Here is a 24,748-nt window from a genome sequence, read left to right on the forward strand (position 1 = left end):
GCACGCCGGCGGCGCTCAGACCTCCGGCCGGTCCCGGTCGTCGGTGCGGCGCCGCAACTCCTCCTCGCGGCGGCGCAGGTCCGCCTCCCACTGGCGGAGCAGGTCCTGGTCGTCGCGGCGGGCCCGCTCCTTCAGCCCGGCCAGGAACTCCGGGTCGTCGTCCGGCGCGAGCGGCCGGCGGCGCTCGGTTTCGGCGAAGCCGTTCCCGACCGGCCAGGCGGTACGGGGACGCCGCCCGGCCGGCTCCCGCCCGGCGACGAACCAGGCGATCGACCCGACCAGCGGGAAGAACAGGATGATCAGCACCCAGGCGACCCGCGGCAGGGCCCGGATCTCCCCCTCCTCGGCGGAGAGGCAGCTGATCAGGGCACAGACGGCGAGCACGACCTCGGCGAGGAAGAGAAGCCCGTACAGGCGAACCATGCCGGTCATCATGGACCACCGGTGGCGGTCAGCGCAGCCCGCTCAGCACGTGCAGAACGCCGAGCAGGGCGGACCCGGCGGCGGCCAGCGCGGTGAGCGGGAGCGCCCAGCGCGGCCCGCGGCGCAGCCCGGTGCCGGTGGCCGGGCGCCAGGTGACCAGCAGGATGGCCAGCCAGCCGAGCACGGCCACCCCGCCCAGCAGCGCGTCCACGGTCCCGCCGGTGAGCGAGAGCCGCACCTCCAGCACGGTGACCGCGGTGAGCGAGAGCAGGGTGCGCCGCCAGGCCAACCGGGTCCGTTCCGGCTGCAGCCCGGGGTCGCGGGTCACCCGAGGGCCCGGGTCAGCACGGCGGCGACCAGCAGCAGCGCGCCGAGCGCCACGACCAGGGCGAGGATGGCCGGGAAGCGGGAGGCGGGCAGTTCCTCGCCCAGCCGGATCGCCCGCTCGGTCCGGGCCCAGTGGTCCACCGCCCGGATGGCCACGGCGGCCCCGAGCAGCAGCAGCGTGACGGCGATCACCTCGCGCAGGTGTTCCAGGGCCAGCTGCGGCAGGAACTGTGCGGCGGCGAGCCCGCCGGCGATCAGCGCCAGCCCGGTCCGCAGCCAGGCCAGGAACGTCCGCTCGTTGGCCAGCGAGAAGCGGTAGTCGGGGGTGGTGCCGACCGACCGCAGCTCGCGCGGGTCGAACCAGCGTCTGATCATCTGCCACACGTCGTCGATTATCCGCTTTGCCCGGTGCCTAGCCTGAGGGGATGACCGATCTTGACGCGCGACGCCTGCGCGACGCCTATGACACGCAGATCCGACCCGAGCTGCCGGACCCGGTGCCGGCCGGGGTGATCATCGACCGGGACGGCCCGCTGTTCCGGGTCCTCAACCTGGACCGGGGCGGCTTCATCACGTACCGGACCCTGGACGGGCTGGCCGGCGCCGAGCTGGACGCCCTGATCGCCCGGCAGGTCGAGTTCTTCCGCGCCCGGGGCGAGTCGGTCGAGTGGAAGCTGACCGGCCACGACGAGCCGGCCGACCTGGGCGACCGGCTGCGCGCCGCCGGCTTCGTGCCGGAAGACCTGGAGACCGTCGTGGTCGGGCCGGTCGCGGCCCTGGCCGGCGCCGTTCCGGTCCTGCCCGAGGGGGTACGCCTGCGCGAGGTCACCGCCCGCGAGGACCTGGACCGGATCGCCGCCATGGAGGAGGAGGTCTGGCAGGCGGACCGGAGCCATCTGGTGACCGGGCTGGCCAGGGAGATCGAGGCGGACCCGCAGTCGATCACGATCGTGGTGGCCGAGGCGGACGGCACCGTGGTGAGCGCGGGCTGGGTGCGCTACCAGCGGGGCACCGGCTTCGCCACCCTCTGGGGCGGCTCGACGCTGCCGCAGTGGCGGAAGAAGGGCATCTACCGGGCGCTGGTGGCGTACCGGGCGCGCCTGGCCGAGCAGCGCGGCAAGACCCTGGTGCAGGTGGACTGCTCGCCGGAGAGCCGGCCGATCCTGGAGCGGCTCGGGCTCGTTGCGGTCACCACCACCACCCCGTACGTCTACACTCCGTGATCATGGAACCGTTGACGGCGGACGAGCAGCTGACCCTCCGGACGGGTGCCTTCGGGGCCGTCTTCCTGGTCTCCAACGCCGAGCCCGGGATGCTGGCCATGGTGCGGGAGAGCATGGCCGCGTCCGGGGCGCTCGCCGACGCCAGCGGGGTGGTCCGGGCGGCGCTGACCACCGGGCCGCTGCCGCAGCTGCCCCGGGATTCCGCGCTGGAGGTCGAGGCGACCGTGCTGCCGGCGCTGGGCCGGGCGGTGCGGATCCTGCGGGCCAAGTCGCCGGGGGATGTCGCGGCCTACCGGTCGGTGGTGCTGGCCGCGGCGGACCGGGTGGCGCAGGCCCACCGCGGGGTGGCGCCGGCCGAGGCGGCGGTGATCGAGAAGATCAGGCAGGCGTTGGCCGAGCCGGCCTGACCGGCTCGCCCGACCAGAGCGCCCGGACGCTGGCGCGGACACACCGGTCGCGCACCCGGCCGCAGGCGCACCGGTAGGTGTCCGGGATCATCCGGCGGCAGGCCCGGCGGGAGGCGGCGACAGCCTCGGCCGGGCCGCGCCGTCCGGCGCGGCGAGCAGAGTCGGACATATCCGTCACCTCCCTTTTTCGGCAGCTTACCCGGCGGCGTGGGCGCCGGTGAGCTGTGTCACTCTGGGGCTCGGGAGAGGCAATGCTACTTGCGGGTAACATTGCCCCCGTGGGCAACTGCACAGTTGCGCGCGGTTGACCGAACGTTAAGTCACGCGCGAGGCTGCGCCCGTGACCGGGCGAGAGATCGCTACACCAAACAGGAGGGTCGTCGAAGCGCGATGAACATCGTCGTACTCGTCAAGCAGGTGCCCGATTCGGGCGCGGACCGCAACCTGCGTGCTGACGACAACACCGTCGACCGCGGTTCGGCGAACAACGTCATCAACGAGATGGACGAGTACGCCATCGAGGAGGCGTTGAAGATCAAGGAGGCGCACGGCGGCGAGGTCACCATCCTGACCATGGGTCCGGACCGGGCGACCGAGTCGATCCGCAAGGCGCTCTCCATGGGGCCGGACAAGGCCGTGCACGTGGTGGACGACGCCCTGCACGGGTCCTGCGCCGTGACCACCTCGAAGGTGCTCGCCGCCGCCCTCGGTCAGCTGGGCGCCGACCTGGTGATCTGCGGCGCCGAGTCCACCGACGGCCGGGTCCAGGTCATGCCGCACATGATCGCCGAGCGGCTGGGCGTCGCGGCGCTGACCGGCGCGCGCAAGCTCACCGTCGACGGCGCCACCCTGACCGTCGAGCGGCAGACCGAGGAGGGCTACGAGGTGGTCACCGCCTCGACCCCGGCCGTGGTCTCCGTCTGGGACACCATCAACGAGCCGCGCTACCCGTCCTTCAAGGGCATCATGGCCGCCAAGAAGAAGCCGGTGCAGACGCTCGCCCTGGCCGACCTCGGGGTCGCGCCCGCGGAGGTGGGCTTCGACGGCGCCACCAGCGCCGTGGTCGAGCACTCCAAGCGCCCGCCGCGCTCCGGCGGTGCCAAGATCACCGACGAGGGCGAGGGCGGCGTCAAGCTGGTCGAGTTCCTCGCCACCGAGAAGTTCGTGTGAGAGGTCTGGACATGGCTGAGGTTCTCGTCGTCGTCGAAGCCACCAAGGAATTCGGCGTCAAGAAGGTCACCCTGGAAATGCTCACCCTCGCCCGCGAGCTGGGCACCCCGAGCGCCGTGGTGCTCGGCGGCGCCGGCGCCGCCGAGGCGCTCAGCGCCAAGCTGGGCGAGTACGGCGCGGCGAAGATCTACGCCGCCGAGGGCGAGGAGATCGACGGCTACCTGGTGGCCCCGAAGGCCACCGTGCTGGCCGAACTGGTCAACCGGGTGCAGCCGGCCGCCGTGCTGCTCGCCTCGTCGCAGGAGGGCAAGGAGATCGCCGCCCGCCTGGCCGTGAAGCTGGACAACGGCATCCTGACCGACGTGGTCGCGCTGGACGCCGACGGCACCGCCACCCAGGTCGCCTTCGCCGGCTCCACCATCGTCAAGTCCAAGGTCACCAAGGGCCTGCCGCTGGTCACCGTCCGGCCGAACTCGCTCAACCCGGCCCCGGCCGCCGCCACCCCGGCGGTCGAGCAGCTCACCGTCTCGGTCACCGACGCGGACAAGCTGGCCAAGGTCGTCGAGCGGGTGGCCGAGCAGAAGGGCTCGCGCCCGGAGCTGACCGAGGCGTCGGTGGTCGTCTCCGGCGGTCGCGGCGTCGGCAACGCCGACAACTTCAAGCTGGTCGAGGAGCTGGCCGACCTGCTCGGCGGCGCGGTCGGCGCGTCCCGTGCCGCGGTCGACTCCGGCTTCTACCCGCACCAGTTCCAGGTCGGCCAGACCGGCAAGACGGTCTCCCCGCAGCTCTACGTGGCGCTGGGCATCTCCGGCGCGATCCAGCACCGGGCCGGCATGCAGACCTCGAAGACCATCGTCGCGGTGAACAAGGACGCCGAGGCGCCGATCTTCGAGCTGGCCGACTTCGGCGTGGTCGGCGACCTGTTCAAGGTCGTCCCGCAGGCCGCCGAGGAGATCCGCAAGCGCAAGTGAGCCCGCCCGGCTGACCCACGCACAGCGCCGCCGCCCGGTGATCCGGGCGGCGGCTCTGCTCGTTGCGGCCCTTCCGGAGCGGCGGAAGGGAGCTGATCGGCGGGCCGGGGAGCTGAGCCGGCCCGCCGATCAGCTCGTCAGGGTGCCCCTCAACAGGCTGTCGCCGGAGTGGCGGGTGTTGTTGTCGTACTGCTCGGCGGAGATGTCGACCACCGAGAAGGTACGCAGGTCCACGTTCGCGGGCATCGGCAGCAACTCGTCTCCCGAACCCTTGCTCAGCGTACCGACCGAGAACATTTTCATCGTCCCCGGATCGATCAGCCAGACCTCGTAGTACCCCGGGACCTCCGGAAGATTCGCGACGTGCAGGTGGAGCCGGTTGTCCCCGAGCACCCGCGCGTCCCCGGCCGCGTCCTTCGGCGTCTGCCCGTACGCGCTCAGCGCCGCGCTCGCCAGCACCGCCGGCTGCGGCGGGTCCGGGTCACCCGACCGCAGCACGGTCACCGTGCCGAGTACGCCGGCCGCGGCCGCCGCCGTCGCGGTCACCGCGGTGACCGCCCAGCGCCGCCACCGCCCACCGCCCCGGGCCACCGCCGGTGCCGCGGCGACCTGCGGGTTGGGCTCGGCCGACGGCCGGGCCGCGCGCCGCTCGGCGAGCGCGGGCAGCTCCTCGGCGGCCCGGATCTCCGCGACGATGCCCTGCCAGACGTGCTCGGGCGGGTCGGGCAGGTTGCCCAGCCCCTGGGTGTCCGCGCCCAGGCCGGCCAGGTGGCGCAGCGTCGCCAGCTCGGCCCGGCAGTGCTCGCAGGTGTCGAGGTGGGCGGACTCGCCACCCGCCGCCTCGCTCTCACCGAGGGCCAGGAAGACCAGCCGGTCGTGCTCCAGGTGGGGCACCGTCCACCTCCCATCTGCGCTTGAGGCTCTGCATCCCGCGTCGGATGTGGCTCTTGACGGTGCCGAGCGGGACTCCGGTCACGGTCGCGATCTGCTGGTGGGTCAGGTCGTCGTAGAACGCCAACTCCAGCATGCGTCGCTGGTCGTCGGGGAGGCGGGCCAGCTCGTCGGCGACCACCAGCCGGTCGACCACCGCGTCCGGGTCGGGCCCGCCGGGCACCGGCTCGGGCAGCTGCTTGACCGTCTCGACCACCCGGGTCTCCCGGGCGACCGCCCGGATCCGGTCGACCACCTTGCGGCGGCCGATGCCGAGCAGCCAGCCGACCAGCGACCCCTTGGTCGGGTCGAACGTCTCCCGGCCCAGCCAGGCGGCCACGAAGGTCGCCTGGGTCACGTCCTCCGCGTCGCTGCGGTTGGCCAGTGTGGTGCTGGCCAGGTGCAGCACCGCCCGGCCGTAGCGGTCGTACGCCTCGCGCAGCGCAGCCTCCTCGCCGGCGCGGAAACGCTCGGCCAGCTCGTCGTCGCCCGGTGGCTCCGGCTGTCTCGGCACCCCCGTCACCGGGTGGTTCGCCTTTGGGGCATGCCCGACTGTAACCGCCACAGCCCTCGCCCCATTCTCCCGGCCGACCTCTCCTGCTCGTGCCCGCACCTGCTCTTCGCTCCGGAAGGCGGCCCCGGATGCAGCCGGGGGCGGAAAAAAGAAATCCGATCCGGGCGCATCCGGCGGCGGCGGAGCGGGCGTAACCCGTTCTGCAACCAGGCGTGACGAACCAGCACGAACTATCAGGAGGCACGCAATGCAGCTCGTATCCATCCGTCGGGTCGCCGCCGGCGGCGCGGTCGCCGCGCTGGCCCTCGCCGGCGGCCTCGCCGCCGGCGCCACCCCGGCGTACGCGGCCAGCAGCAAGGTCTCGGTCGTGCACGGCATCCCGGACACCCCCGTCGACGTGTACGTCAACGGCAAGAAGACGCTGGACAACTTCAAGCCGGGTGACGTGGCCGGCCCGCTGAGCCTGCCGGAGGGCGACTACGACATCGCGCTCACCAAGCCGGGCGAGGCGCTCGACCAGGCGATCCTCAAGGTCGACGACGCCAAGGTCCCGGGCGGGGCGAACATCAGCCTCGCCGCGCACCTCAGCGCCGACGGCAAGCCGCAGATCACCCCGTTCGTCAACGACGTGTCCAAGGTGGGCGCCGGCAAGGCCCGGCTGATCGTCCGGCACACCGCCGCCGCCCCGGCCGTGGACGTGCGGGCCGGTGGTCAGCCGGTCTTCCCGGGCCTCACCAACCCGAAGGAGGCCAAGGCCGACATCGACGCGGGCACCGTCAAGGCGGACGTGGTCCTCGCCGGCACCGACACCGTGGCGATCGGCCCGGCCGACCTCACCCTCAAGGAGGGCACCGCGACGATCGTCTACGCCATCGGCTCCGCCGAGGACAAGAACCTCAAGCTGGTCGCCCAGACCATCAGCGGCCTGCACTCCGCGCCGGGCGGCGTGCCCAGCGGCACCGGCGGTCAGGCCGGCACCGGTGTGCAGACCTGGTGGTACCTGCTCGCCGGCGTCGGCGTGCTGCTCCTGGTCGGCGGCGGGGCGCGGGTCGCCACCGCCCGGACCGGGCGCCGATGACGGTGCGGAACCGCGGGGCGCTGGCGGCCATGGCCGCCGGCGCTGCCGCGCTCACCGTCGCCGGCCTCGTCGCGTGCGGCTCCCGCCCGGCCAGGACCGTCGGCGCGGCGGAGGCGTCGGCGCTGGCCAGCGCCACCCCCACGCCGGCAGCCACGGCCACCGCCGGCCCGACCGGCCGGGTGCCGGTCAACACCGGCACCCTGCCGGCGGACGGCACGGTCCCGCCGACGAAGCTGCGCGTCCCGGCGATCGGCGTCACCGCCACGGTCAACCCGGTCGGGGTCAGCGCCCGCACCGGCGAGTTCGACGTGCCGCCGAGCGTCGACCAGGTCGGCTGGTACCGCTACGGCCCCGGGCTGGAGGCCAGCACCGGCTCGGTGGTGATCGCCGGCCACGTGGACAGCGCCGAGCAGGGCAAGGGCGCCTTCTTCCGGCTGCGGGACCTGGACCGGAGCGATCTCCTCACGGTCACCGGCGCCGACGGCCGGGAACGCCGCTACCGGGTGGTGGCCCGGGAGGAGTACGCCAAGACCAGGATCCCGCTGGACCGGTACTTCGCCCGCGACGGCCGCCCCCGGCTGACCCTGATCACCTGCGGCGGCCCGTTCGACCCGAAGACCCGGCACTACCGGGACAACATCGTGGTCACCGCCGTACCCGCGTGACGGCACCGGGTCGGCGCGCGGGCGCGTCGCCGGAGCGGCCGGACCGCCACCCCGTACGGGACGGGCGGTCCGGCATCCGGCGGCGCGCCCGTCGGCCGTTAGGCTGAACGGTGATGGCATACCTGGATCACGCGGCGACGACCCCGATGCTCGACGAGGCACTCGAGGCGTACGTCGCCACCGCCCGCGAGGTGGGCAACGCGTCGTCGCTGCACGCGGCGGGCCGGCGTGCCCGACGCCGGGTGGAGGAGTCCCGGGAGCGGGTGGCCGCGGTGCTCGGCGCCCGCCCCTCCGAGGTGATCTTCACCGGGGGCGGCACGGAGAGCGACAATCTCGCAGTCAAGGGGGTCTTCTGGGCCCGCCGCGCCGCCCACGCCGAGCGCAGCCGGGTCGTCTCCAGCGCCGTCGAGCACCACGCCGTGCTGGACGCGGTCGACTGGCTGGCCGGGCACGAGGGCGCCGACGTCGGCTGGCTGCCGGTCGACGCCGCCGGCCGGCTCGACCCGGAGCAGCTCCGCGCCGAGCTGGCCGCGCACGGCGACCGGATCGCGGTGGTCACCGCCATGTGGGCCAACAACGAGGTGGGCACCGTGCAGCCGGTGGCCGAACTGGCCGCCGTCGCCGCCGAGCACGGGGTGCCGTTCCACACCGACGCGATCCAGGCGGTCGGCCAGGTGCCGGTCGACTTCGCCGCCAGCGGCGTCTCCGCGCTCACCGTCACCGGCCACAAGCTCGGCGGCCCGACCGGGGTCGGCGCGCTGCTGCTCGCCCGGGACGTCGCCGCCACCCCGCTGCTGCACGGCGGCGGCCAGGAGCGGGACGTCCGCTCCGGCACCCTGGACACCGCCGGCATCGTGGCCTTCGCGGTCGCCGTCGAGTCCGCCGTCAAGGGCCAGCAGGAGTACGCGGCCCACGTCGCCGCGCTCCGCGACGAGCTGGTGGAGCGGGTCCGCCGGGCGGTGCCCGAGGTGATCTTCAACGGCGACCCGGTGGACCGGCTCCCCGGCAACGCGCACTTCTCCTTCCCCGGCTGTGAGGGGGACGCCCTGCTGCTCCTCCTCGACGCCCAGGGCATCGCCTGCTCGACCGGGTCGGCCTGCTCCGCCGGGGTGGCCCAGCCCTCGCACGTGCTGCTGGCGATGGGCGCCGACGACGACCGGGCCCGTTCCTCGCTGCGCTTCACCCTCGGCCACACCAGCACCCGGGAGGACGTCGACGCGCTGATCGCCGCGCTGCCGGCGGCCGTCGATCGGGCCCGGCGCGCGGCCGCCCTCCGTACCCCCCGCTGACCCGGATACCCTCGGTGAGGACGAGGGGAGTGGGCTGGTGAGGGTTCTGGCGGCGATGTCGGGCGGGGTGGACTCCGCGGTGGCGGCGGCCCGCGCGGTGGAGGCCGGGTACGACGTGACCGGCGTGCACCTGGCGCTGGCCCGTAACCCGCAGACCTACCGGACCGGCGCCCGGGGCTGCTGCACCCTGGAGGACTCCCGGGACGCCCGGCGCGCCGCCGATGTGCTGGGGATCCCCTTCTACGTGTGGGACATGGCCGACCGGTTCCACGCCGACGTGGTGGACGACTTCGTCGCCGAGTACGCGGCCGGTCGTACCCCGAATCCGTGCCTGCGCTGCAACGAGAAGATCAAGTTCGCCGCGGTGCTGGACCGGGCCGTCGCCCTGGGCTTCGACGCCGTGGTGACCGGCCACCACGCCCGGCTCGGCGCCGACGGCCTGCTGCGGCGCAGCGTCGACGTGGCCAAGGACCAGTCGTACGTGCTCGCGGTGCTGACCCGCGCGCAGCTGGACCGGTCGATCTTTCCGCTCGGCGACTCGACGAAGGCGGAGGTCCGGACCGAGGCCGCCCAGCGGGGCCTCGCGGTGGCCGACAAGCCCGACTCGCACGACATCTGCTTCATCGCCGACGGCGACACCCGGGGGTTCCTGGCCCAGCGGCTCGGCGAGGCCCCCGGCGAGGTGGTCGACGCGCTCACCGGCGCGGTGGTCGGCAGCCACTCCGGCGCCTACCAGTACACCGTCGGGCAGCGGCGCGGCCTGCACCTGGACCGGCCCGCCCCGGACGGCCGCCCCCGCTACGTGCTCTCCATCACGCCGACGACCAACACGGTGACCGTCGGCCCGGCCGAGGCGCTGGAGGTCGACCAGGTCCGGGCCGCCCGCCCGGTCTGGACCGGCGCGGCGCGGCCGACCGGCCCGATCGAGTGCGAGGTGCAGTTGCGCGCGCACGGCGACGTGGTGCCGGCCACGGTGTCGCTGGACGGCGACGCCCTGCACGCCGACCTGCGCCGCCCGGTCCGGGGCGTGGCCGCCGGCCAGGCGATCGTGGCGTACCGCCCCGACCCGGCCGGCGACGTGGTGCTCGGCTCGGCCACCATCACCGGCTGACCGCCGGCCGCTCCGGGTTGGTCCGGCCCGCCGGCTCGGTCCCGGGAGGGCGGGCGAATCGCCTGCGGCGGCACGCGGGGCCGAGGGGACCACCCGCCGCGCCGGCGCCGGCGCGGCGCGGGCAGCGGCTAGTCTTCGGCGGTGAGTGATCAGACATGGCCCTGGCCCGCGGGGGCGGCGACCGGGATCGGTTCGCTGCCCGGCACCGACATCGCCGAGGCGCAGCGGATCGTGCTCGGGGAGCTGCCCGCCCTGCCGCACCTGCCGGAACTGCCCGCTCGGGGGCCCGGCGCGGACCTGATCGGGCGCACCGGCGGGCTGCTCGCCGAGTTGCCGGTCGAGCTGTACGCGGCCCGCTGGCGGATCGCCCCGCGGCCCGGCAAGGACCTGCGCCGCGCCCGCGACCTGCTGGAGCGCGACCTCGACCAGCTCGCCGAGCAGGCCGAGGAGTACGCCGGCCCGGTCAAGATCCAGGCCGCCGGGCCGTTCACCCTGGCCGCGTCGCTGGAGCTGCCGCTCGGCGGCCGGGTGCTGCGCGATCCCGGCGCGGTCCGCGACCTGGCCGGTTCGCTGGCCGAGGGGTTGCGCGGGCACGTCGCGGCGGTGGCCCGCCGGCTGCCCCGGGCGTCGGTGCTGCTCCAGCTCGACGAGCCGTACCTGCCGGCGGTGCTGGCCGGGCGGATACCCACCGAGAGTGGCCTCGGCACCTACCGGGCGGTGGTGTCCGGGGACGCCGCGGCGCTGCTGCGCGGCGTGCTCGAGGCGGTCGGGGTGCCGACGGTGGTGCACTGCTGCGCGCCGGACGTGCCGGTGGCGCTGATCCGCGACGCCGGTGCCGTGGCCGTCGCGCTCGACCTGGGCCTGGTCACCGAGCTGGACCCGCTCGGTGAGGCGATCGACGCGGGGCTGGGACTGCTGGCCGGGGCCGCGCCCGCGGTGCCGCCGTCCGCCGGTCGCGCGCCGACCTCGGCCCAGGTCGCCGAGCGGGTACGCCGGCTCTGGGACCAGCTCGGCTTCCCCCGCCGCCGGCTCGCCGAGCAGGTGGTGGTCACCCCCGCCTGCGGCCTGGCCGGCGCCACCCCGGGATACGCCCGGACCGTGCTGGCCGCCTGCCGGGACGCCGGGCGGCGGCTGTCCGAGGAGGAGTGAGGTTTCCTGTCGTACCCGCTGGGCAGGATGACGGGCATGATTGGACAGCTCCGTTCCGTGGTGATCGACTGCCCTGATCCGCGCGCGCTGGCCGGCTTCTACGCCGAGCTGCTCGGCCTCCCGCTGGTCGAGGAGAGCTCCGAGGGCGACGAGTGGGTCGTGCTCGGCGGCCCGCCGGGGCACCAGCCCCGCATCGCCTTCCAGCAGGCGCGCAACCTGCGCGCCCCCGCCTGGCCCGACCCGGAGCGGCCGCAGCAGTTCCACCTCGACGTGACGGTGGACGACATCGAGGTGGCCGAGAAGGCGGCGCTGGCCCTGGGCGCCCGGCGGCTCCCGGGCGAGGGCGACGGCTTCCGGGTCTACGCCGACCCCGTCGGGCACCCGTTCTGCCTCTGCTGGGACTGATCGGCTGGCCGAGCCGGCCCGGGCGCGGCCGGCGCGGGTTGCGTCGGTCCGGCATGATCACGCCGTGACCGACTCCCCGCCGCGCCGCGCCTCGGGTTCGCTCTTCGGCCTCGCCTTCGGCGACGCGCTGGGTAAGCCGACCGAGTTCCTCACCGTCGCCGAGATCGTCCGGCGGTACGGGCCGACCGGCCCCCGGGAGCTTGTCGGTGACCCGGCGCTGGTCACCGACGACACCCAGATGGCGTTGGCCGTCGCCGGGGCGCTGCGTGACGCGTCCGGCTACTCGCCGGAGGTGGTGGAGCCGCTGCTGCGGCAGCGCTTCCTCGACTGGGCGGTCAGCCCCGACAACAACCGGGCCCCCGGCATGACCTGCCTGCGGGCCTGCGGCGAACTGGGCCGAGGGCTGCGCTGGCAGGAGGCCACCGTGGCCGGCTCGAAGGGGTGCGGGGCCAACATGCGGGTCACCCCGGTCGGGCTGCTCGACGTCGACCTGGACACCCTCGCCGGGCTGGCCCAACTCCAGGCCGGTCTGACCCACGGCCACCCGACCGGCCTGGCGGCCAGCGAGCTGACCGCGTACGCGGTCCGGCTGCTGCGCGACGGCGCGGCGCTCGCCGACCTGCCGGGCCTGCTCACCGAGCGGGCGCACGAGCAGCGCACCGTCTACCGGGGCGACTGGCTCGGCGACCTGTGGCAGCGGCCGGGCGACGCCGGGACACCGCGGGAGTTCATCGTCCAGGGCTGGGACGAGTGCCTGGAGGTGCTCGGCCGGCTCGATGCCGCGCTGGCCGGCCCGGACGACGGCGGCGACCCGTGCCGGCTCACCGGCGAGGGCTGGATCGCCGAGGAGGCGCTGGCCACGGCCCTGCTCTGCGCGTTGTGGCACGCCGACGACCCGGTCGGCGCGCTGGCCCGCGGTGCGACCACGGCCGGCGACTCCGACTCCATCGCGGCGCTCGCGGGCGCCTTCGCGGGTGCCGCGCACGGCATGGCCGCCTGGCCGACGGACTGGGCCACCCGGATCGAGTACGCCGACCAGCTCGCCGCCTTCGGCGCCGCCACGGACTGAACGCGGTGCGCGGGGCCGGGCGGCGTGCCGCCCGGCCCCGCGCCGGTCACATCACCGAGAGGTAGTTGTCCACGCTGGAGGCCGGGATCCGGCGCCGGGAGTAGGCGCTCGGGTTCGTGTAGTTGTACTCCTCGATGATGATGTACGACCCGTCGATGCCGGACACCCAGGCGACGTGGCCGTAGTCGCCGCCGTTCCACTGGGCGATGGCCCCCACCGCGGGGGTCTGCGAGACCATGCCGCCGTGCTTCGGGGCGGCGTCGTCCCAGTTCTTCGCGTGCCAGTAGTTGAGCGAGGTGAAGCCCGGCGGGTCGTGGGCGATGTACTTGTAGACCCGGGACGCCACGAACGACGTGCACTGCTGGAGCACGAAGCCGTACCGGTCGATCCAGGGGAAGCCGGACCCCCACGGGTAGTCGTCGACCGTGCCGAAGGCGAACTTGCCGGACGAGGCGTACCCCTGCTTGCCGTACCGGTCGGCGATGACCCGGTACTGGTAGCAGCCGGCGGCGTACCGGACGGTGGTGTACGTGGTGGTGATCATGAAGCCGATCAGTCGCCACGAGTCGCCCCGGCAGGCCTTCACCTCGACCGAGTAGCCGGTCGCCGTGCTCACCGCGTTCCACGACACCCGGACGTCCGAGGAGGTGGTCTGCGGCACCGCCCGCACGTCCTGCGGGGTGCCCGGGGCGGTGATGGTCAACGTCACGCTCGCCGTGTTCGACGCCGAGCTGTAGCCGGTCAGGTTCTCCGCCTTGAGCTGGAACTCGTACGTCCTGCCCGGGGTGAGCATGCTCATCGTGAACGTGCAGCAGGTGCTCAGCGGATACTGCGCCTTGGTCCAGCCCGACGTCCCGGCGAGCCGGTAGTAGATCCAGTAGTAGACGTTGCCGGTGCTGCTGGCCCGCCAGGAGAGCTTGGCGGCGGTGTCCCCGGAGGCGGTGGCGGTCAGGCTGCTCGGTGGCTGAGGCAGCGGCGGCATGGGCCGGGCGCTGGCCGTGTTGGTCGCTCCCGAGTCACCGGCGAGGTTGGTGGCCCGGACCCGGAACTCGTACGTGGTGCCGTTGTCGAGCAGGCCGGCCGTGAACGAGCAGCAGGTGCCGACCGGGTACGGGAGGCGCTTCCAGGTGCCGCCGGCGGGGCGCATCTCGATCCAGTAGTAGACGCTCCCGGTGGGGCTGGCGCTCCAGCGCAGCGTCACCTTGCCGTCGCCCGCGCTCGCGGTGAGCCCGGACGGTGCCTGGGGCAGCGGCGGCAGCGGCCGGGCGCTGGCCACGTTGGAGGCCGGCGAGTTACCCGAGACGTTGTTGGCCCGGACCCGGAAGTCGTACGTGGTGCCGTTGGTGAGCAGGTCGACGGTGAACGAGCAGCAGGTGTTGACCGGGTACTGGAGGCGCTTCCAGGTGCCCCCGGCGGGGCGCATCTCGATCCAGTAGTAGACGTTGGCGGTGGCGCTGGCGGTCCAGCGCAGCGTCACCTTGCCGTCGCCCGCGCTCGCGGTCAGCCCGGACGGCGCCTGGGGCAGTCCGCCGACCGAGGTCTCCCGTACGGTGCTCGAGGCGGGCCCCTCACCACCCGCGTTGTCGGCGGTCACCTTGAACTCGTAGACGTGCCCGTGCACGAGCGAGCCCCAGGTGGCCGAGGTGCGGTCGGTGGGGTACACCGACCGGGTGAAGGCGGTCTGCCCGGCGGTCACGTCCCGGTAGTAGATCCAGTAGAAGACGTCCGGCCCCACCGGGTTCCAGTCCAGGTCGATGCTGCCGTCGCCGGCGGCCAGCGCGGTGAGCCCGGTCGGCGCGGCGGGCGGCTGGTAGAACGCGGTGGCCCGGACCACCGTCGAGGTCGGCCCGTCGCCGGTCTCGTTGTTCGCCGCCAGCTTGAACTCGTACACGTGGTTGTGGGCGAGCAGCCCGGGGCTGAAGGTGCAGCAGGTGGTCACCGGGATCGAGAGCTTGGTGAAGCTCGTCTGGCCGGCGGTGACGTCGCGCTGGTAGACCCAGTAGTAGAGGTCGTCCCCCGGCTTGGTCCAGGTCAGCTTGATCTTCCCGTCGCTCTGCGGGGTCGCCGTGAGCCCGGTCACCTGGCCGGGCAGCGGGCGGCGCGGCGTCGCCTGCACCACGTTCGACGGCAGGGACTCGCCGCCCTGCGCCGTGGTGGTCACCTTGAACTCGTAGGTGTGCCCGTTCGCCAGGTAACCGATGTTCACCGTGCAGCAGGTGGCGACCGGCAGCGGCAGCTGGGTGAACGCGGTCTCGCCCTCGGTGACGTCCCGCCGGTAGACCCAGTACCACGCGTTCGGAGTGGTGCTCGCGCCCCAGGTCAGCTGGACCTGGCCGTCACCGGCCGTGGCGGTCAGGGTGCCCGGCGCCGCCGGCCTCGGGTACGTGGAGGTGGCCTGGGCGGTGTTCGACACCGCCGACTCGCCACCCAGGTTGCTCGCGCTGACCGTGAACTCGTACTGGTGGCCGTGGAGCAGGTAACCGGCGGTCATCGCGCAGCAGGTGGTGATCGGCAGCGGCAGCTGGGTGAACTCGGTCTCACCCGCGGTCACGTCCCGCTGGCGTACCAGGAAGTGCACTCCCTCGGACGGGCCCTGCCAGGCCAGGTCGATCTGGCCGTCGGCGCGGGCCGTGGCGGTCAGGTTGGTCGGCGCGGCCGGCACCGCGTACCGGGCGGTGGCGCGGACCGGTGCCGACCGGGGCGACTCGCCCCCGCCGTGGCTCGCGGTGACCACGAACTCGTACTCGTGGTCCCGGGCGAGCCAGGTGGCGGTGACCGTCAGGTCGATCGGGTTGTCGTCGTTGACCGGCGCGAACTCGGTCTCCCCGGCGGTGACGTCCCGCCGCAGCACGTCGTAGCGCCAGGCGTAGGGGACGGCCGACCAGGTGAGCTTGACCGAGCCGTCGGTGCCGGCGGTCGCGGTCAGGTTGGCCGGGGTGGGCGGCGGCGCGATGGTCACCGCGACGCTGCGGGTCGGGGACGGCTGCCCGGAGCCGGTGGCGTTGCGCGCGGTGACCCGGTACTCGTAGGTGTGGCCGGTCTTCGTGCCGCCCAGGTCGGCGTTGGTCCCGGTGGGCTGGGCCACCCGGGCGAAGTGGGTCTGGCCGACGGTGACGTCGCGTTGGTGCACCTCGTAGCTGATCCCGGTGCCGGTGACCGCCGGCCAGGACAGGTGGACCGCGCCGGTCGGGTCGGCGGTGGCGGTCAGGTTGGCCGGGGCGGCGGGCAGCAGCGCCGGGTCGGGCACCGGCCGGGGCCAGGCGACGTCGACGAAGCGGGGCCGGTAGATCCGGGCGTCGCTGTACAGGTCGTCGTCGTTGAGGCTGTGCACGTTGTACGACACCAGCAGCCGGCCGGACGGGGCCAGCTCCGGGTGGAGCCGGGCGTCGTAGACGATCACGCCCTGCCGCGCCGCCGGTTCGGGCGCGGTGAACAGGTCGATCGGGCCGCTGAACGGGCCGGTCGGCGAGGCGGCGGTGTAGGCGATCACCTGCGTGCCGAACGTGACGTTGCCCTGCACGGTGACGACCACGTACTGGTCGCCCACCCGCTGCGCGCCGAACGCGGTGCCGACGCCGGAGAGCGGCAGCCGCGCCGAGGTGGCGACCCCGCTGGACCAGCCGGTCCCGGTCCAGAACTGCCAGCCGCCGGTGAGCCCGCCGGCGGGCACCCGGGCCAGGTGGGCGAAGCGCTGCTGGTCGGCGGCCACGTACTCGGAGCCGTAGACGTACGTCCAGGGGCCGTCCTCCAGTACCGCGGCGCCCCACGCGACGGTGTCGCCCAGCGGCAGTTCGGTGACCGCGGTGGTGGTGAGGCCAGGCAGCGCCAGGGTGGCCAGCGCGGTGCCGGTCAGCACCACGTCGAGGCTGCCCTCGCCGGTGCGCTTGTAGCGGTTGACCAGCGCCCGGACCGAGTTGCCCTCGACCGTCGCGTCGGCGATCCAGTACCACTCGCCGGGCACCCCGGACGGGATCAGCGACTGCGGGGCGGTGGTGGTGCCACCGTGGACGGTCGAGGTGAGCGCCGTCCCGTCCTGCACCACCGCCGAGTTGTTGATCATCGGACTGCTCCGGGGCCGGCTGAAGTCCGCGTTGACGGTGCCCAGCATGGTGTCGGAGAAGAGCCAGGCCATCCGCCCGTCGGGCAACGCCACCGAGGCGGTGCTGTCCGCCCCGCTCCAGCGTCCGCTGGTGTTGCCGTAGTTGTTGAAGAGCGTCGTGAGGGCGGCCCCGGTCATCCCGCCCGACGGCAGTTCCGCCGCCCGGGCCGGCGCGGCCGGCACCACCAGTCCGACCCAGCCGACCGCGGCCACCAGGCCCGTCGCCAGTCGGGCACGCCAGCGTCCCCCCATGGTTCATCCCCATTCCCCGGCGCGCGGGCGCCCCCCGGCGAGCGCCACGGCGCGCTCATTGGCCGGGAAGCTATCAGGACCCCGGGGCGGTGTGGATCATCCGGACGGATCGATCCAGTGAAATACGTACCGGTCGCGACGGCCGGGCTCAGGCCAGGGCGCCGGCGGCGAGCCAGCCCACCGCCAGCGCCACCCCGACCCCGACCGGCCAGGGCCACCAGCGTCCCGGCCGGCGCAGCCGGAGCCAGCCGGCCAGCAGGCAACCGGCCGCCGCCAGGCAGGCCACCAGGAGCACCACCCACGATGCCGCGCCCCGGTCGGCGGCCCGGCCCGCCCCGCTGACCTCGGGGCTGAACCAGGCCAGCAGGTAGCCGTAGAGCAGCAACAACGGGCCACCGACGACCGACGCGAGCACCGCCAGCAGCCGACGGGTCCGCACCGCCACCCCGACCCCGGGGGTACGACTGGTCACCGCACCACTATGGCGGGGCGACCACGGGCCGCGTGACGGGGGCGGCGTACCGGCGTCCACAGCGTCGCCGGCCCGGTCGGCGGCGACCCGCTCACGGCGGCCCGGCGGTCCTCGCCGGCCGCGCCGCCCGCCGCCCGGCGGCGCGGCCGGGATGCCTGGTCAGGCGGGTGACGGGACGGTTGTCGGTACCGACCGCTACGGTTCGGGGGTAGCACGATCACGGGAGGTCGACAGCGGTGGCCGAAGGCGGCAGCGTGTCCGAAGAAGCGGTTCCCCAGGCGGTCAGCCCGGCCCAGGAGGCAGCGGCGGGCGCCGAGCCGACCCCGGAGGCGCGGGAGCGGCACGCCACGCTCAGCCAGGAGCTGACCGAGCACCAGTACCGCTACTACGTGCTGGACGCGCCGATCGTCTCCGACGCCGAGTTCGACCAGCAGCTGCGCGAGCTGGAGGCGCTGGAGGCGGAGTACCCGGCGCTGCGCACCCCCGACTCGCCGACCCAGCGGGTCGGTGGCACCTTCTCCACCGACTTCACCCCGGTCACCCACGCCGAGCGGATGCTCTCGCTGGACAACGCCTTCGCCGACGAGGAGCTGGCGGCCTGGGCCGAGCGCGTCGAGCGCGACGCCGGGGGCCCGGTGCCCTACCTCTGCGAGCTGAAGGTCGACGGCCTGGCCATCAACCTGACGTACGAGAACGGCCGGTTGGTCCGGGCCGCGACCCGGGGCGACGGGCGCACCGGCGAGGACGTCACCGCCAACGTGCGCAGCATCCGCGACGTGCCGGCCCGGCTCACCCCCTCCGACGACTTCCCCGACGTGCCCGGGTTCCTCGAGGTGCGCGGCGAGATCTACTTCCCGGTCGCGGCCTTCGCCGACCTCAACGCCGGCCTCGTCGAGCAGGGCAAGGCCCCGTTCGCCAATCCGCGCAACGCGGCCGCCGGCAGCCTGCGCCAGAAGGACCCACGGGTCACCGCGTCCCGGCCGCTGCGCCTCGTGGTGCACGGCATCGGCGCCCGGAAGGGCTTCCAGCCGGCCGCGCAGTCCGAGGCGTACGCGGCGCTCGCGGCGTGGGGGCTGCCGACCAGCGACCGCTGGCGGGTGGTGCCCGACCTGGCCGGCGTGGCGGACTTCATCGCCTACTACGGCACGCACCGGCACGACGTCGAGCACGAGATCGACGGCGTGGTGGTGAAGGTCGACCCGGTCTCCATCCAGGGCCGGCTCGGCTCGACCAGCCGCGCGCCGCGCTGGGCGATCGCCTTCAAGTACCCGCCGGAGGAGGTGACCACCAAGCTGCTCGACATCGACGTGAACGTCGGGCGTACCGGCCGGGTCACCCCGTTCGCCGTCCTGGAGCCGGTCCGGGTGGCCGGCTCCACGGTCGCCCTGGCGACCCTGCACAACGCCCAGGAGGTCGAGCGCAAGGGGGTGCTGATCGGCGACACGGTGGTGCTGCGCAAGGCCGGTGACGTCATCCCGGAGGTGCTCGGCCCGGTGGTCGACCTGCGCCCCGCCGACGCCCGCCCGTTCGTCATGCCCACCACCTGCCCGGCCTGCGGCACCCCGCTGGCGCCGGCCAAGGAGGGCGACGTCGACATCCGCTGCCCCAACGCCCGCGGCTGCCCGGGCCAGATCCGGGAGCGGGTCTTCTACCTGGCCAGCCGCCGGGTGCTCGACATCGAGGCGCTCGGCGAGAAGAGCGCGGCCGCGCTGCTGGACGGGCAGATCATCACCAACGAGGGCGACCTGTTCCAGCTCGACGCCGAGCAGTTGGCCCGCGCGCCGTTCTTCGTCAACAAGGACGGCACGCTCGGCAGCAACGCCACCAAGCTGCTGGACAACCTGGCGGTGGCCCGGGAGCGGGATCTGTGGCGGGTGCTCGTCGCGCTCTCCATCCGGCACGTCGGCCCGACCGCGGCGCAGGCCCTCGCCCGGCACTTCCGCTCGATCGACGCGATCGAGGCCGCCGGCGAGGAGGAGCTGTCCTCGGTGGATGGTGTCGGCCCGACCATCGCGGCGAGCATCAAGGAGTGGTTCGCCGTCGACTGGCACCGCGAGGTGGTGGCCAAGTGGGCCGCGGCCGGGGTACGGATGGCCGAGGCGGGCGGCGAGGAGGGGCCGCGTCCGCTGGACGGGCTGACCGTGGTGGTCACCGGCACCCTCGCCGGGTTCAGCCGGGATCAGGCGTCCGAGGCGATCCAGAGCCAGGGCGGCAAGGTCACCGGCTCGGTCTCCAAGAAGACCAGTTTCGTGGTGGTGGGGGACAACCCCGGCAGCAAGGCCGACAAGGCGGCCAGCCTCAAGCTGCCGATCCTCGACGAGGACGGCTTCCGGGTGCTGCTGGAGTCCGGCCCGGACGCTGCCCGGGAGGTGGCCCGCGTCGAGGGGTGAGCACCGGGCCATTTTGGATCTTGACGCGACCTTGCCGCGTATACCAACTTAATTACGACTACGACCGATTCGTGACTGTCGTGTCGGGGAAATCGGCACCGAGGGCGTTTCATTGGCGTACGGCGTGTGAAGGGGCACGCCCCGGCTGTCCCCGGGAGGTGCGATGGAGACCGCCGATCCGCGAAACTCCGTGCCACCCGGGCGGAGCGGGCCGTTCTTCGGCTTCGTGGTCGCGGTCGGTGTCCTGGCCGTGCTCGTCTCGGCCGGGCCGCTGGCCGGGCTCCCCGGGCGGCTGTCCGCGATGCCGGCGGCCTTCTGGACCATGGCGGCGCTCGCCGTCGCCTGCGACGCCCGACCGTTCCTGCCGCCCGGCCGCCGGGCCGGCTCGGCGGTCTTCCCGTCGACCTGCTTCACCTTCGCCATCCTGCTCGGCTGGGGGCTCGGCCCGGCCGTGGCGGTGCAGGCCGTCGCGGTGGCCGTCTCCGGCTGGCGGATGGGGCACGCCCCCTGGCGCACCGCCTTCAACGCCGCCCAGTACGCCTGCGCCCTCGCCGGTGCGTACGCGGTGACCCGGCTGGGGCCCGGTGGCCTCTTCGACGGGGGGCGGCTGTACTGGACCGACGTGGCCGTGGTCGGCGCCGCCACCGCGGCCTGGTTCGCGGTCAACTACGCGCTGGTCAGCTCCGCGATCCGGCTGCGCTTCGGGGACCGCTGGTGGCCCACCGTCCGGCTCGGCCTCGCGTACGAGCTGCTCTCCACCGGGTCGCTGCTGCTGCTCGCCCCGGTGCTGGTGGCCGCCGCCCGGGCCAGCGCCGCGCTGATCCCGCTGGTGCTGGTGCCGCTCTTCGCGGTCTACCGGATGGCCCGGCTCTCCGCTGAGCGGGAGCAGTTGGCCGCGCTCGACCCGCTCACCGGCCTGCCCAACCGCAAGGCCCTGCTCAGCGAGGTGGCCGAGCAGGTGCACCTGCACGCCGAGCGGGCCGCCCGGGGTGAGTCGGACGGCCACCTGGCCCTGCTGCTGCTCGACCTGGACCGGTTCAAGCACGTCAACGACGCGCTCGGGCACGCGGTCGGCGACCGGCTGCTGGTCGAGGTGAGCGCCCGGCTGGCCGCGGTGGTCGGCGAGGGCGAGCTGCTGGCCCGGCTCGGCGGCGACGAGTTCGCCATCGTCGTACCCGGGATCACCGGCGCCGAGCAGGCGCGCGAGCGGGCCGGCCGGGTGGTCGCCGCGCTCGCCGAGCCGGTGCCGCTGGACGGGCTGCCGTTGGACGTCGGCGGTTCCATCGGCGTGGCGATCTACCCCGACCACGGCGAGGACTTCGCCACCCTGATGCGCCACGCCGACGTGGCCATGTACGACGCCAAGCACCGCAACGACACGGTCGCCGTCTACGCGGCCGAGTCCGACCACAACTCGGCGGAGCGGCTCAGCCTCCTGGCCGACCTGCGCCGGGTGCTGGAGGCCACGCCGCGCCGGGTCCTGGAGGCCACGCCGCGCCGGGTCGAGGAGCCAACCCCCGGCGTACGCGGCGGCGACGGCGCGGCCCTGGCGCCCGCGCCGGGCCTGGCCAACCCGGGCCGGACCGCCCGCGGCGACGCGGTCGCCCGCAACGGCGGCCGGGGTCGGCCGGCCCGCCCCGGCGACGGGTCGCGGCGGCGCTGGCTGCGCCGCCGGCCGGCCCGGGTGGAGGGGCGGGCCGACGACGAGCTGATCAACCGGATCGTCACGAGCGCCGACCCGATCCGCCGGCGGTCCCGCGCGCTCGCCGCCGAGGAGCCGGTGGGGGTCGCCGGTGACGCCGCCCGGCTCCCGGAGGCGTCCACCGCCGCCGCCCGCCTCGCCCCCACGTCCGCCCCGCCGCTGGACCGGGACGGCGGGACGACCGACGACCTCACCGGCCGGCCGCGAGGCGGTGCCGGCGAGGCCGGCGAGCAGGCGGCGGCCACCGGTCCGGGACCGGGCGCCGTGACCGACCCCGCCCCGCCCCGGCCGGGCGGGAACGGCCGGCGGCCGGCCGACCCCCGGGCGGGCGTGCCCGGTGCGGCGGGTCCGGGCGGGGTGGCCGGCGGCGGCCCCGGGAACGGTCCGGCGGGCGACCCGGGCGAGATCACCATGTACTACCAGCCGCAGATCGCCATCGCGACCGGCGAGGTCGTCGGGGTGGAGGCGCTGCTGCGCTGGCGGCATCCGCGCCGCGGCATGGTCGACCCGGGGGAGCTGATCCAGGTCGCCGAGCAGAGCGCGGTGATGCGGCTGCTCACCCGCCGGGTGGTCGACGACGTGGTGGAGCAGGTGGCGAAGTGGTCGGCGGCCGGCATCACGCTCCGCGCGGCGCTCAACGTCAGCGTGCGTGACCTGCACACCGGCGAGATCGCCGACCAGATCGCCGACCGGCTCACCCGGTACGGCGTCAGCCCGGACCGGCTCCAGGTGGAGATCACCGAGGGTGCCCTGATGGCCGATCCGCGGCGGGTGCTGGCCAGCATCACCCAGCTGCACCGGATCGGCGTCGGCATCGCGCTGGACGACTTCGGCACCGGGTACTCGTCCCTGCAGCACCTGCGCCGGCTGCCGCTGTCCGAGGTGAAGGTCGACCGGTCGTTCGTCCTCGGCATGGCCGACGATCCGGACGACGCGGCGATCGTCCGGTCGATGATCGAGCTGGCCGGCGCGCTCGGCCTGCGGGTGGTCGCCGAGGGCGTGGAGGACGAGCGCACCTGGCGGCTGCTCCACGCGGCCGGCTGCGACGTGGCCCAGGGCTGGTTCCACGCCCGGCCCATGCCCGCCGCCGACCTGGTCGCCTGGCTGTCCCGGTACCGCCCGGTCCGGCCGGCGGGCCCGGCCGACGGCGACGGCCCCCGCCGCCCGTCCCGCTGAACGGGGCCGCGGGGGAGTCGGGGGCGTCGGGGCGACGGCGGGACAATAGACTCGCTCCGGTCACCGCGCGTCATCGTCAACCGTGGCACGCGCGGCCGGCACACCGCAGACGCAGCAGGACAAGCCACTGAAGGGGGCAGCCGATGGCCGCCATCTCCCGCGAGGAGGTCGCGCACCTCGCGCGACTGTCGCGGCTCGCCGTCACCGAGGAGGAGTTGGACACCTTCGCCGGTCAGCTGGACGTGATCCTCCAGTCGGTCGCCCAGGTCGGCGAGGTCGCCGCGGCGAACATCCCGCCGACCTCCCACTCGGTGCCGCTGACCAACGTGCTCCGCGAGGACGTGGTGACGCCCTGCCTGACCCCGCAGGAGGTGCTCTCGGGCGCGCCCGACGCCGAGGAGCAGCGGTTCCGCGTCCCGCGGATCCTGGACGAGGATGTGGCCTCATGAGCGACCTGACCAAGCTGACCGCCGCGGAGATCGCCGGGCTGGTGGCCACCGGGGAGACCTCGGCCGTCGAGGTGACCCGGGCCCACCTGGACCGGATCGCCGCCGTCGAGGACCGGGTCCACGCCTTCCTGCACGTCGACACCGAGGGCGCCCTCGCGGCCGCCCGCGAGGTGGACGAGCGCCGGGCCGCCGGCGCCGAGCTGGGCCCGCTCGCGGGCGTGCCGGTCGCCGTGAAGGACGTGCTGGCCACGAAGGGCGTGCCGACCACCGTCGGCTCGAAGATCCTGGAGGGCTGGCGCCCGCCGTACGACGCCACGATCGTGCAGCGGCTGCGCGAGGCCGGCACGGTGATGCTCGGCAAGACCAACATGGACGAGTTCGCCATGGGCTCCTCCACCGAATACTCCGCGTACGGGCCGACCCGTAACCCGTGGGACCTGGAGCGCATCCCGGGCGGGTCGGGTGGCGGCAGCGCCGCGGCGCTGGCCGCGTACGAGGCGCCGCTCTCGATCGGCTCGGACACCGGCGGCTCGATCCGCCAGCCGGGCGCGGTCACCGGCACGGTCGGCGCGAAGCCCACCTACGGCGGCACCTCCCGGTACGGGCTGGTCGCGTTCTCCTCGTCGCTGGACACGCCCGGCCCGTGCGCGCGTACCGTGCTGGACGCCGCGCTGCTGCACCAGGTGATCGGCGGTCACGACCCGCGCGACTCCACCTCGATCCCGGCCCCGGTGCCGGACGTGGTGGCCGCCGCGAAGCTCGGCGCGAACGGCGACCTGACCGGCGTGAAGCTCGGCGTGGTCACCGAGTTCACCGGCGAGGGCGCCGAGCCGGGCGTGATGGCCGCGTTCCGCGAGTCGGTGGAGGCCCTCGCGAAGCTGGGCGCCGAGATCGTCGAGGTCTCCTGCCCGCACTTCAGGTACGCGCTGCCGGCCTACTACCTGATCGCGCCGAGCGAGTGCTCCTCCAACCTGGCCCGGTTCGACGGCGTCCGGTTCGGCCTGCGGGTCGGCGACGACGGCAACCGGTCGCTGGAGGAGGTCATGTCGCTGACCCGCGAGGCCGGCTTCGGCCCCGAGGTGAAGCGGCGCATCATGCTCGGCACGTACGCGCTCTCCTCGGGCTACTACGACGCCTACTACGGGCAGGCGCAGAAGGTCCGTACCCTGATCACCCGGGACTTCACCGCGGCGTTCGAGCAGGTGGACGCGCTGATCTCGCCGACCACCCCGTTCGTGGCCTTCCCGATCGGGGCCCGCACGTCGGACCCGTACCAGATGTACCTGGCCGACCTGTTCACCATCCCGACCAACCTGTACGGCGGGCCGGCGATCTCGGTGCCGTGCGGCCTGGCCGACGGGCTGCCGGTCGGCTTCCAGATCATGGCCCCGACCATGGCCGACGACCGGATGTACCGGGTCGCCGCCGCGCTGGAGTCCACGGTCGGCACCTTCACCCCACCGGCACTGTGAGGCAG

22 protein-coding genes are annotated in these 24,748 nt (G+C 74.3%); 15 read left to right on the forward strand and 7 right to left on the reverse strand.

What is annotated here, in order from left to right; genetic code table 11:
* Window positions 1-15 precede the first annotated feature (15 nt).
* From AB0I11_RS11825 to AB0I11_RS11835, 3 genes are read right to left on the reverse strand one after another with little or no spacing between them, the layout of a single operon-like run.
* Window positions 16-423, reverse strand: coding sequence for a PLD nuclease N-terminal domain-containing protein (locus AB0I11_RS11825; protein ID WP_357317472.1), 408 nt, complete (start codon window positions 421-423; stop codon window positions 16-18).
* A gap of 28 nt (window positions 424-451) precedes the next feature.
* Window positions 452-751, reverse strand: a complete 300-nt coding sequence (locus tag AB0I11_RS11830; RefSeq protein WP_357317475.1) for a DUF202 domain-containing protein — start codon at window positions 749-751, stop codon at window positions 452-454.
* The gene (locus AB0I11_RS11835; RefSeq protein WP_357317478.1) at window positions 748-1,134 is read right to left on the reverse strand and encodes a DUF202 domain-containing protein; all 387 of its coding nucleotides are present in this window, start codon (window positions 1,132-1,134) and stop codon (window positions 748-750) included. The genes AB0I11_RS11830 and AB0I11_RS11835 overlap by 4 nt, the downstream gene beginning before the upstream one ends.
* Window positions 1,135-1,175: 41 nt before the next feature.
* On the opposite strand from AB0I11_RS11835, the gene AB0I11_RS11840 reads away from it, so the two are divergent.
* The 4 genes from AB0I11_RS11840 to AB0I11_RS11855 all read left to right on the forward strand — a co-directional run bounded on the left by AB0I11_RS11840 (window position 1,176) and on the right by AB0I11_RS11855 (window position 4,521).
* The gene (locus AB0I11_RS11840) at window positions 1,176-1,973 is read left to right on the forward strand and encodes a GNAT family N-acetyltransferase (RefSeq protein WP_357317482.1); all 798 of its coding nucleotides are present in this window, start codon (window positions 1,176-1,178) and stop codon (window positions 1,971-1,973) included.
* A gap of 2 nt (window positions 1,974-1,975) precedes the next feature.
* On the forward strand, window positions 1,976-2,380 hold the full coding sequence (locus tag AB0I11_RS11845) for a hypothetical protein (RefSeq protein WP_357317484.1): 405 nt from the start codon (window positions 1,976-1,978) through the stop codon (window positions 2,378-2,380).
* Between the two features lie 390 nt (window positions 2,381-2,770).
* Complete coding sequence (locus AB0I11_RS11850; protein WP_357317487.1) at window positions 2,771-3,550, forward strand: electron transfer flavoprotein subunit beta/FixA family protein; 780 nt, start codon at window positions 2,771-2,773, stop codon at window positions 3,548-3,550.
* 11 nt (window positions 3,551-3,561) lie between these two features.
* Window positions 3,562-4,521: an electron transfer flavoprotein subunit alpha/FixB family protein gene (locus AB0I11_RS11855; RefSeq protein WP_357317490.1), complete on the forward strand. Its 960-nt coding sequence runs from the start codon at window positions 3,562-3,564 to the stop codon at window positions 4,519-4,521.
* Between the two features lie 129 nt (window positions 4,522-4,650).
* On the opposite strand, the gene AB0I11_RS11860 is transcribed toward AB0I11_RS11855, so the two are convergent.
* Together AB0I11_RS11860 and AB0I11_RS11865 are read right to left on the reverse strand one after the other, a co-directional pair.
* The gene (locus AB0I11_RS11860) at window positions 4,651-5,415 is read right to left on the reverse strand and encodes an anti-sigma factor (protein ID WP_357317492.1); all 765 of its coding nucleotides are present in this window, start codon (window positions 5,413-5,415) and stop codon (window positions 4,651-4,653) included.
* Complete coding sequence (locus tag AB0I11_RS11865) at window positions 5,369-5,974, reverse strand: sigma-70 family RNA polymerase sigma factor (RefSeq protein ID WP_357317495.1); 606 nt, start codon at window positions 5,972-5,974, stop codon at window positions 5,369-5,371. Before AB0I11_RS11865 ends, AB0I11_RS11860 begins: the two co-directional genes overlap by 47 nt.
* A gap of 238 nt (window positions 5,975-6,212) precedes the next feature.
* Between AB0I11_RS11865 and AB0I11_RS11870 the strand changes: the two genes are divergently transcribed.
* From AB0I11_RS11870 to AB0I11_RS11900, 7 genes are all read left to right on the forward strand, one after another.
* Window positions 6,213-7,043: a DUF4397 domain-containing protein gene (locus AB0I11_RS11870; protein ID WP_357317499.1), complete on the forward strand. Its 831-nt coding sequence runs from the start codon at window positions 6,213-6,215 to the stop codon at window positions 7,041-7,043.
* Window positions 7,040-7,708, forward strand: a complete 669-nt coding sequence (locus AB0I11_RS11875; protein ID WP_357317502.1) for a class F sortase — start codon at window positions 7,040-7,042, stop codon at window positions 7,706-7,708. The genes AB0I11_RS11870 and AB0I11_RS11875 overlap by 4 nt, the downstream gene beginning before the upstream one ends.
* Window positions 7,709-7,821: 113 nt before the next feature.
* A complete protein-coding gene (locus AB0I11_RS11880) occupies window positions 7,822-8,997 on the forward strand; it encodes a cysteine desulfurase family protein (protein ID WP_357317505.1) in 1,176 nt (391 codons plus the stop codon).
* A 37-nt stretch (window positions 8,998-9,034) separates the two neighbouring features.
* Window positions 9,035-10,108 carry a tRNA 2-thiouridine(34) synthase MnmA gene (gene mnmA, locus AB0I11_RS11885; protein ID WP_357317509.1) on the forward strand — a complete coding sequence of 358 codons (1,074 nt, stop codon included), beginning with the start codon at window positions 9,035-9,037 and terminating at the stop codon, window positions 10,106-10,108.
* Between the two features lie 141 nt (window positions 10,109-10,249).
* Window positions 10,250-11,257: a methionine synthase gene (locus tag AB0I11_RS11890; protein WP_357317513.1), complete on the forward strand. Its 1,008-nt coding sequence runs from the start codon at window positions 10,250-10,252 to the stop codon at window positions 11,255-11,257.
* Between the two features lie 36 nt (window positions 11,258-11,293).
* Entirely contained in the window at window positions 11,294-11,662 is a 369-nt protein-coding gene (locus tag AB0I11_RS11895; protein WP_357317515.1) for a VOC family protein, read from the forward strand.
* A 64-nt stretch (window positions 11,663-11,726) separates the two neighbouring features.
* Window positions 11,727-12,731 carry an ADP-ribosylglycohydrolase family protein gene (locus AB0I11_RS11900; protein WP_357317518.1) on the forward strand — a complete coding sequence of 335 codons (1,005 nt, stop codon included), beginning with the start codon at window positions 11,727-11,729 and terminating at the stop codon, window positions 12,729-12,731.
* A 46-nt stretch (window positions 12,732-12,777) separates the two neighbouring features.
* On the opposite strand, the gene AB0I11_RS11905 is transcribed toward AB0I11_RS11900, so the two are convergent.
* The gene (locus AB0I11_RS11905; protein ID WP_357317521.1) at window positions 12,778-17,082 is read right to left on the reverse strand and encodes a fibronectin type III domain-containing protein; all 4,305 of its coding nucleotides are present in this window, start codon (window positions 17,080-17,082) and stop codon (window positions 12,778-12,780) included.
* Window positions 17,083-17,230: 148 nt separating this feature from the next.
* Window positions 17,231-17,554 (reverse strand): hypothetical protein, encoded by a 324-nt coding sequence (locus tag AB0I11_RS11910; RefSeq protein WP_357317525.1) that lies wholly within the window; start codon window positions 17,552-17,554, stop codon window positions 17,231-17,233.
* A 254-nt stretch (window positions 17,555-17,808) separates the two neighbouring features.
* On the opposite strand from AB0I11_RS11910, the gene ligA reads away from it, so the two are divergent.
* The 4 genes from ligA to gatA all read left to right on the forward strand — a co-directional run bounded on the left by ligA (window position 17,809) and on the right by gatA (window position 24,743).
* A complete protein-coding gene (gene ligA, locus AB0I11_RS11915; protein ID WP_357317528.1) occupies window positions 17,809-19,944 on the forward strand; it encodes an NAD-dependent DNA ligase LigA in 2,136 nt (711 codons plus the stop codon).
* A 163-nt stretch (window positions 19,945-20,107) separates the two neighbouring features.
* Window positions 20,108-22,822, forward strand: coding sequence for an EAL domain-containing protein (locus tag AB0I11_RS11920; protein ID WP_357317531.1), 2,715 nt, complete (start codon window positions 20,108-20,110; stop codon window positions 22,820-22,822).
* Window positions 22,823-22,965: 143 nt separating this feature from the next.
* On the forward strand, window positions 22,966-23,271 hold the full coding sequence (gene gatC / locus AB0I11_RS11925) for an Asp-tRNA(Asn)/Glu-tRNA(Gln) amidotransferase subunit GatC (protein WP_357317534.1): 306 nt from the start codon (window positions 22,966-22,968) through the stop codon (window positions 23,269-23,271).
* Entirely contained in the window at window positions 23,268-24,743 is a 1,476-nt protein-coding gene (gene gatA / locus AB0I11_RS11930; protein ID WP_357317537.1) for an Asp-tRNA(Asn)/Glu-tRNA(Gln) amidotransferase subunit GatA, read from the forward strand. Before gatC ends, gatA begins: the two co-directional genes overlap by 4 nt.
* Window positions 24,744-24,748: the final 5 nt, after the last annotated feature.

Origin of the sequence: Micromonospora sp. NPDC050495 (assembly GCF_040655175.1) — a bacterium.
Taxonomy (GTDB): Bacteria; Actinomycetota; Actinomycetes; order Mycobacteriales; family Micromonosporaceae; genus Micromonospora.

Excerpts from the sequence above, each read along its gene's own strand:
- AB0I11_RS11825 (WP_357317472.1), bottom strand. The coding sequence starts at position 423 with ATGGTTCGCCTGTACGGGCTTCTCTTCCTCGCCGAGGTCGTGCTCGCC.
- AB0I11_RS11840 (WP_357317482.1), top strand. The coding sequence starts at position 1,176 with ATGACCGATCTTGACGCGCGACGCCTGCGCGACGCCTATGACACGCAG.
- AB0I11_RS11845 (WP_357317484.1), top strand. The coding sequence starts at position 1,976 with ATGGAACCGTTGACGGCGGACGAGCAGCTGACCCTCCGGACGGGTGCC.
- AB0I11_RS11850 (WP_357317487.1), top strand. The coding sequence starts at position 2,771 with ATGAACATCGTCGTACTCGTCAAGCAGGTGCCCGATTCGGGCGCGGAC.
- AB0I11_RS11855 (WP_357317490.1), top strand. The coding sequence starts at position 3,562 with ATGGCTGAGGTTCTCGTCGTCGTCGAAGCCACCAAGGAATTCGGCGTC.
- AB0I11_RS11870 (WP_357317499.1), top strand. The coding sequence starts at position 6,213 with ATGCAGCTCGTATCCATCCGTCGGGTCGCCGCCGGCGGCGCGGTCGCC.
- AB0I11_RS11875 (WP_357317502.1), top strand. The coding sequence starts at position 7,040 with ATGACGGTGCGGAACCGCGGGGCGCTGGCGGCCATGGCCGCCGGCGCT.
- AB0I11_RS11880 (WP_357317505.1), top strand. The coding sequence starts at position 7,822 with ATGGCATACCTGGATCACGCGGCGACGACCCCGATGCTCGACGAGGCA.
- AB0I11_RS11895 (WP_357317515.1), top strand. The coding sequence starts at position 11,294 with ATGATTGGACAGCTCCGTTCCGTGGTGATCGACTGCCCTGATCCGCGC.
- AB0I11_RS11905 (WP_357317521.1), bottom strand. The coding sequence starts at position 17,082 with ATGGGGGGACGCTGGCGTGCCCGACTGGCGACGGGCCTGGTGGCCGCG.
- AB0I11_RS11920 (WP_357317531.1), top strand. The coding sequence starts at position 20,108 with ATGGAGACCGCCGATCCGCGAAACTCCGTGCCACCCGGGCGGAGCGGG.
- gatC (WP_357317534.1), top strand. The coding sequence starts at position 22,966 with ATGGCCGCCATCTCCCGCGAGGAGGTCGCGCACCTCGCGCGACTGTCG.
- gatA (WP_357317537.1), top strand. The coding sequence starts at position 23,268 with ATGAGCGACCTGACCAAGCTGACCGCCGCGGAGATCGCCGGGCTGGTG.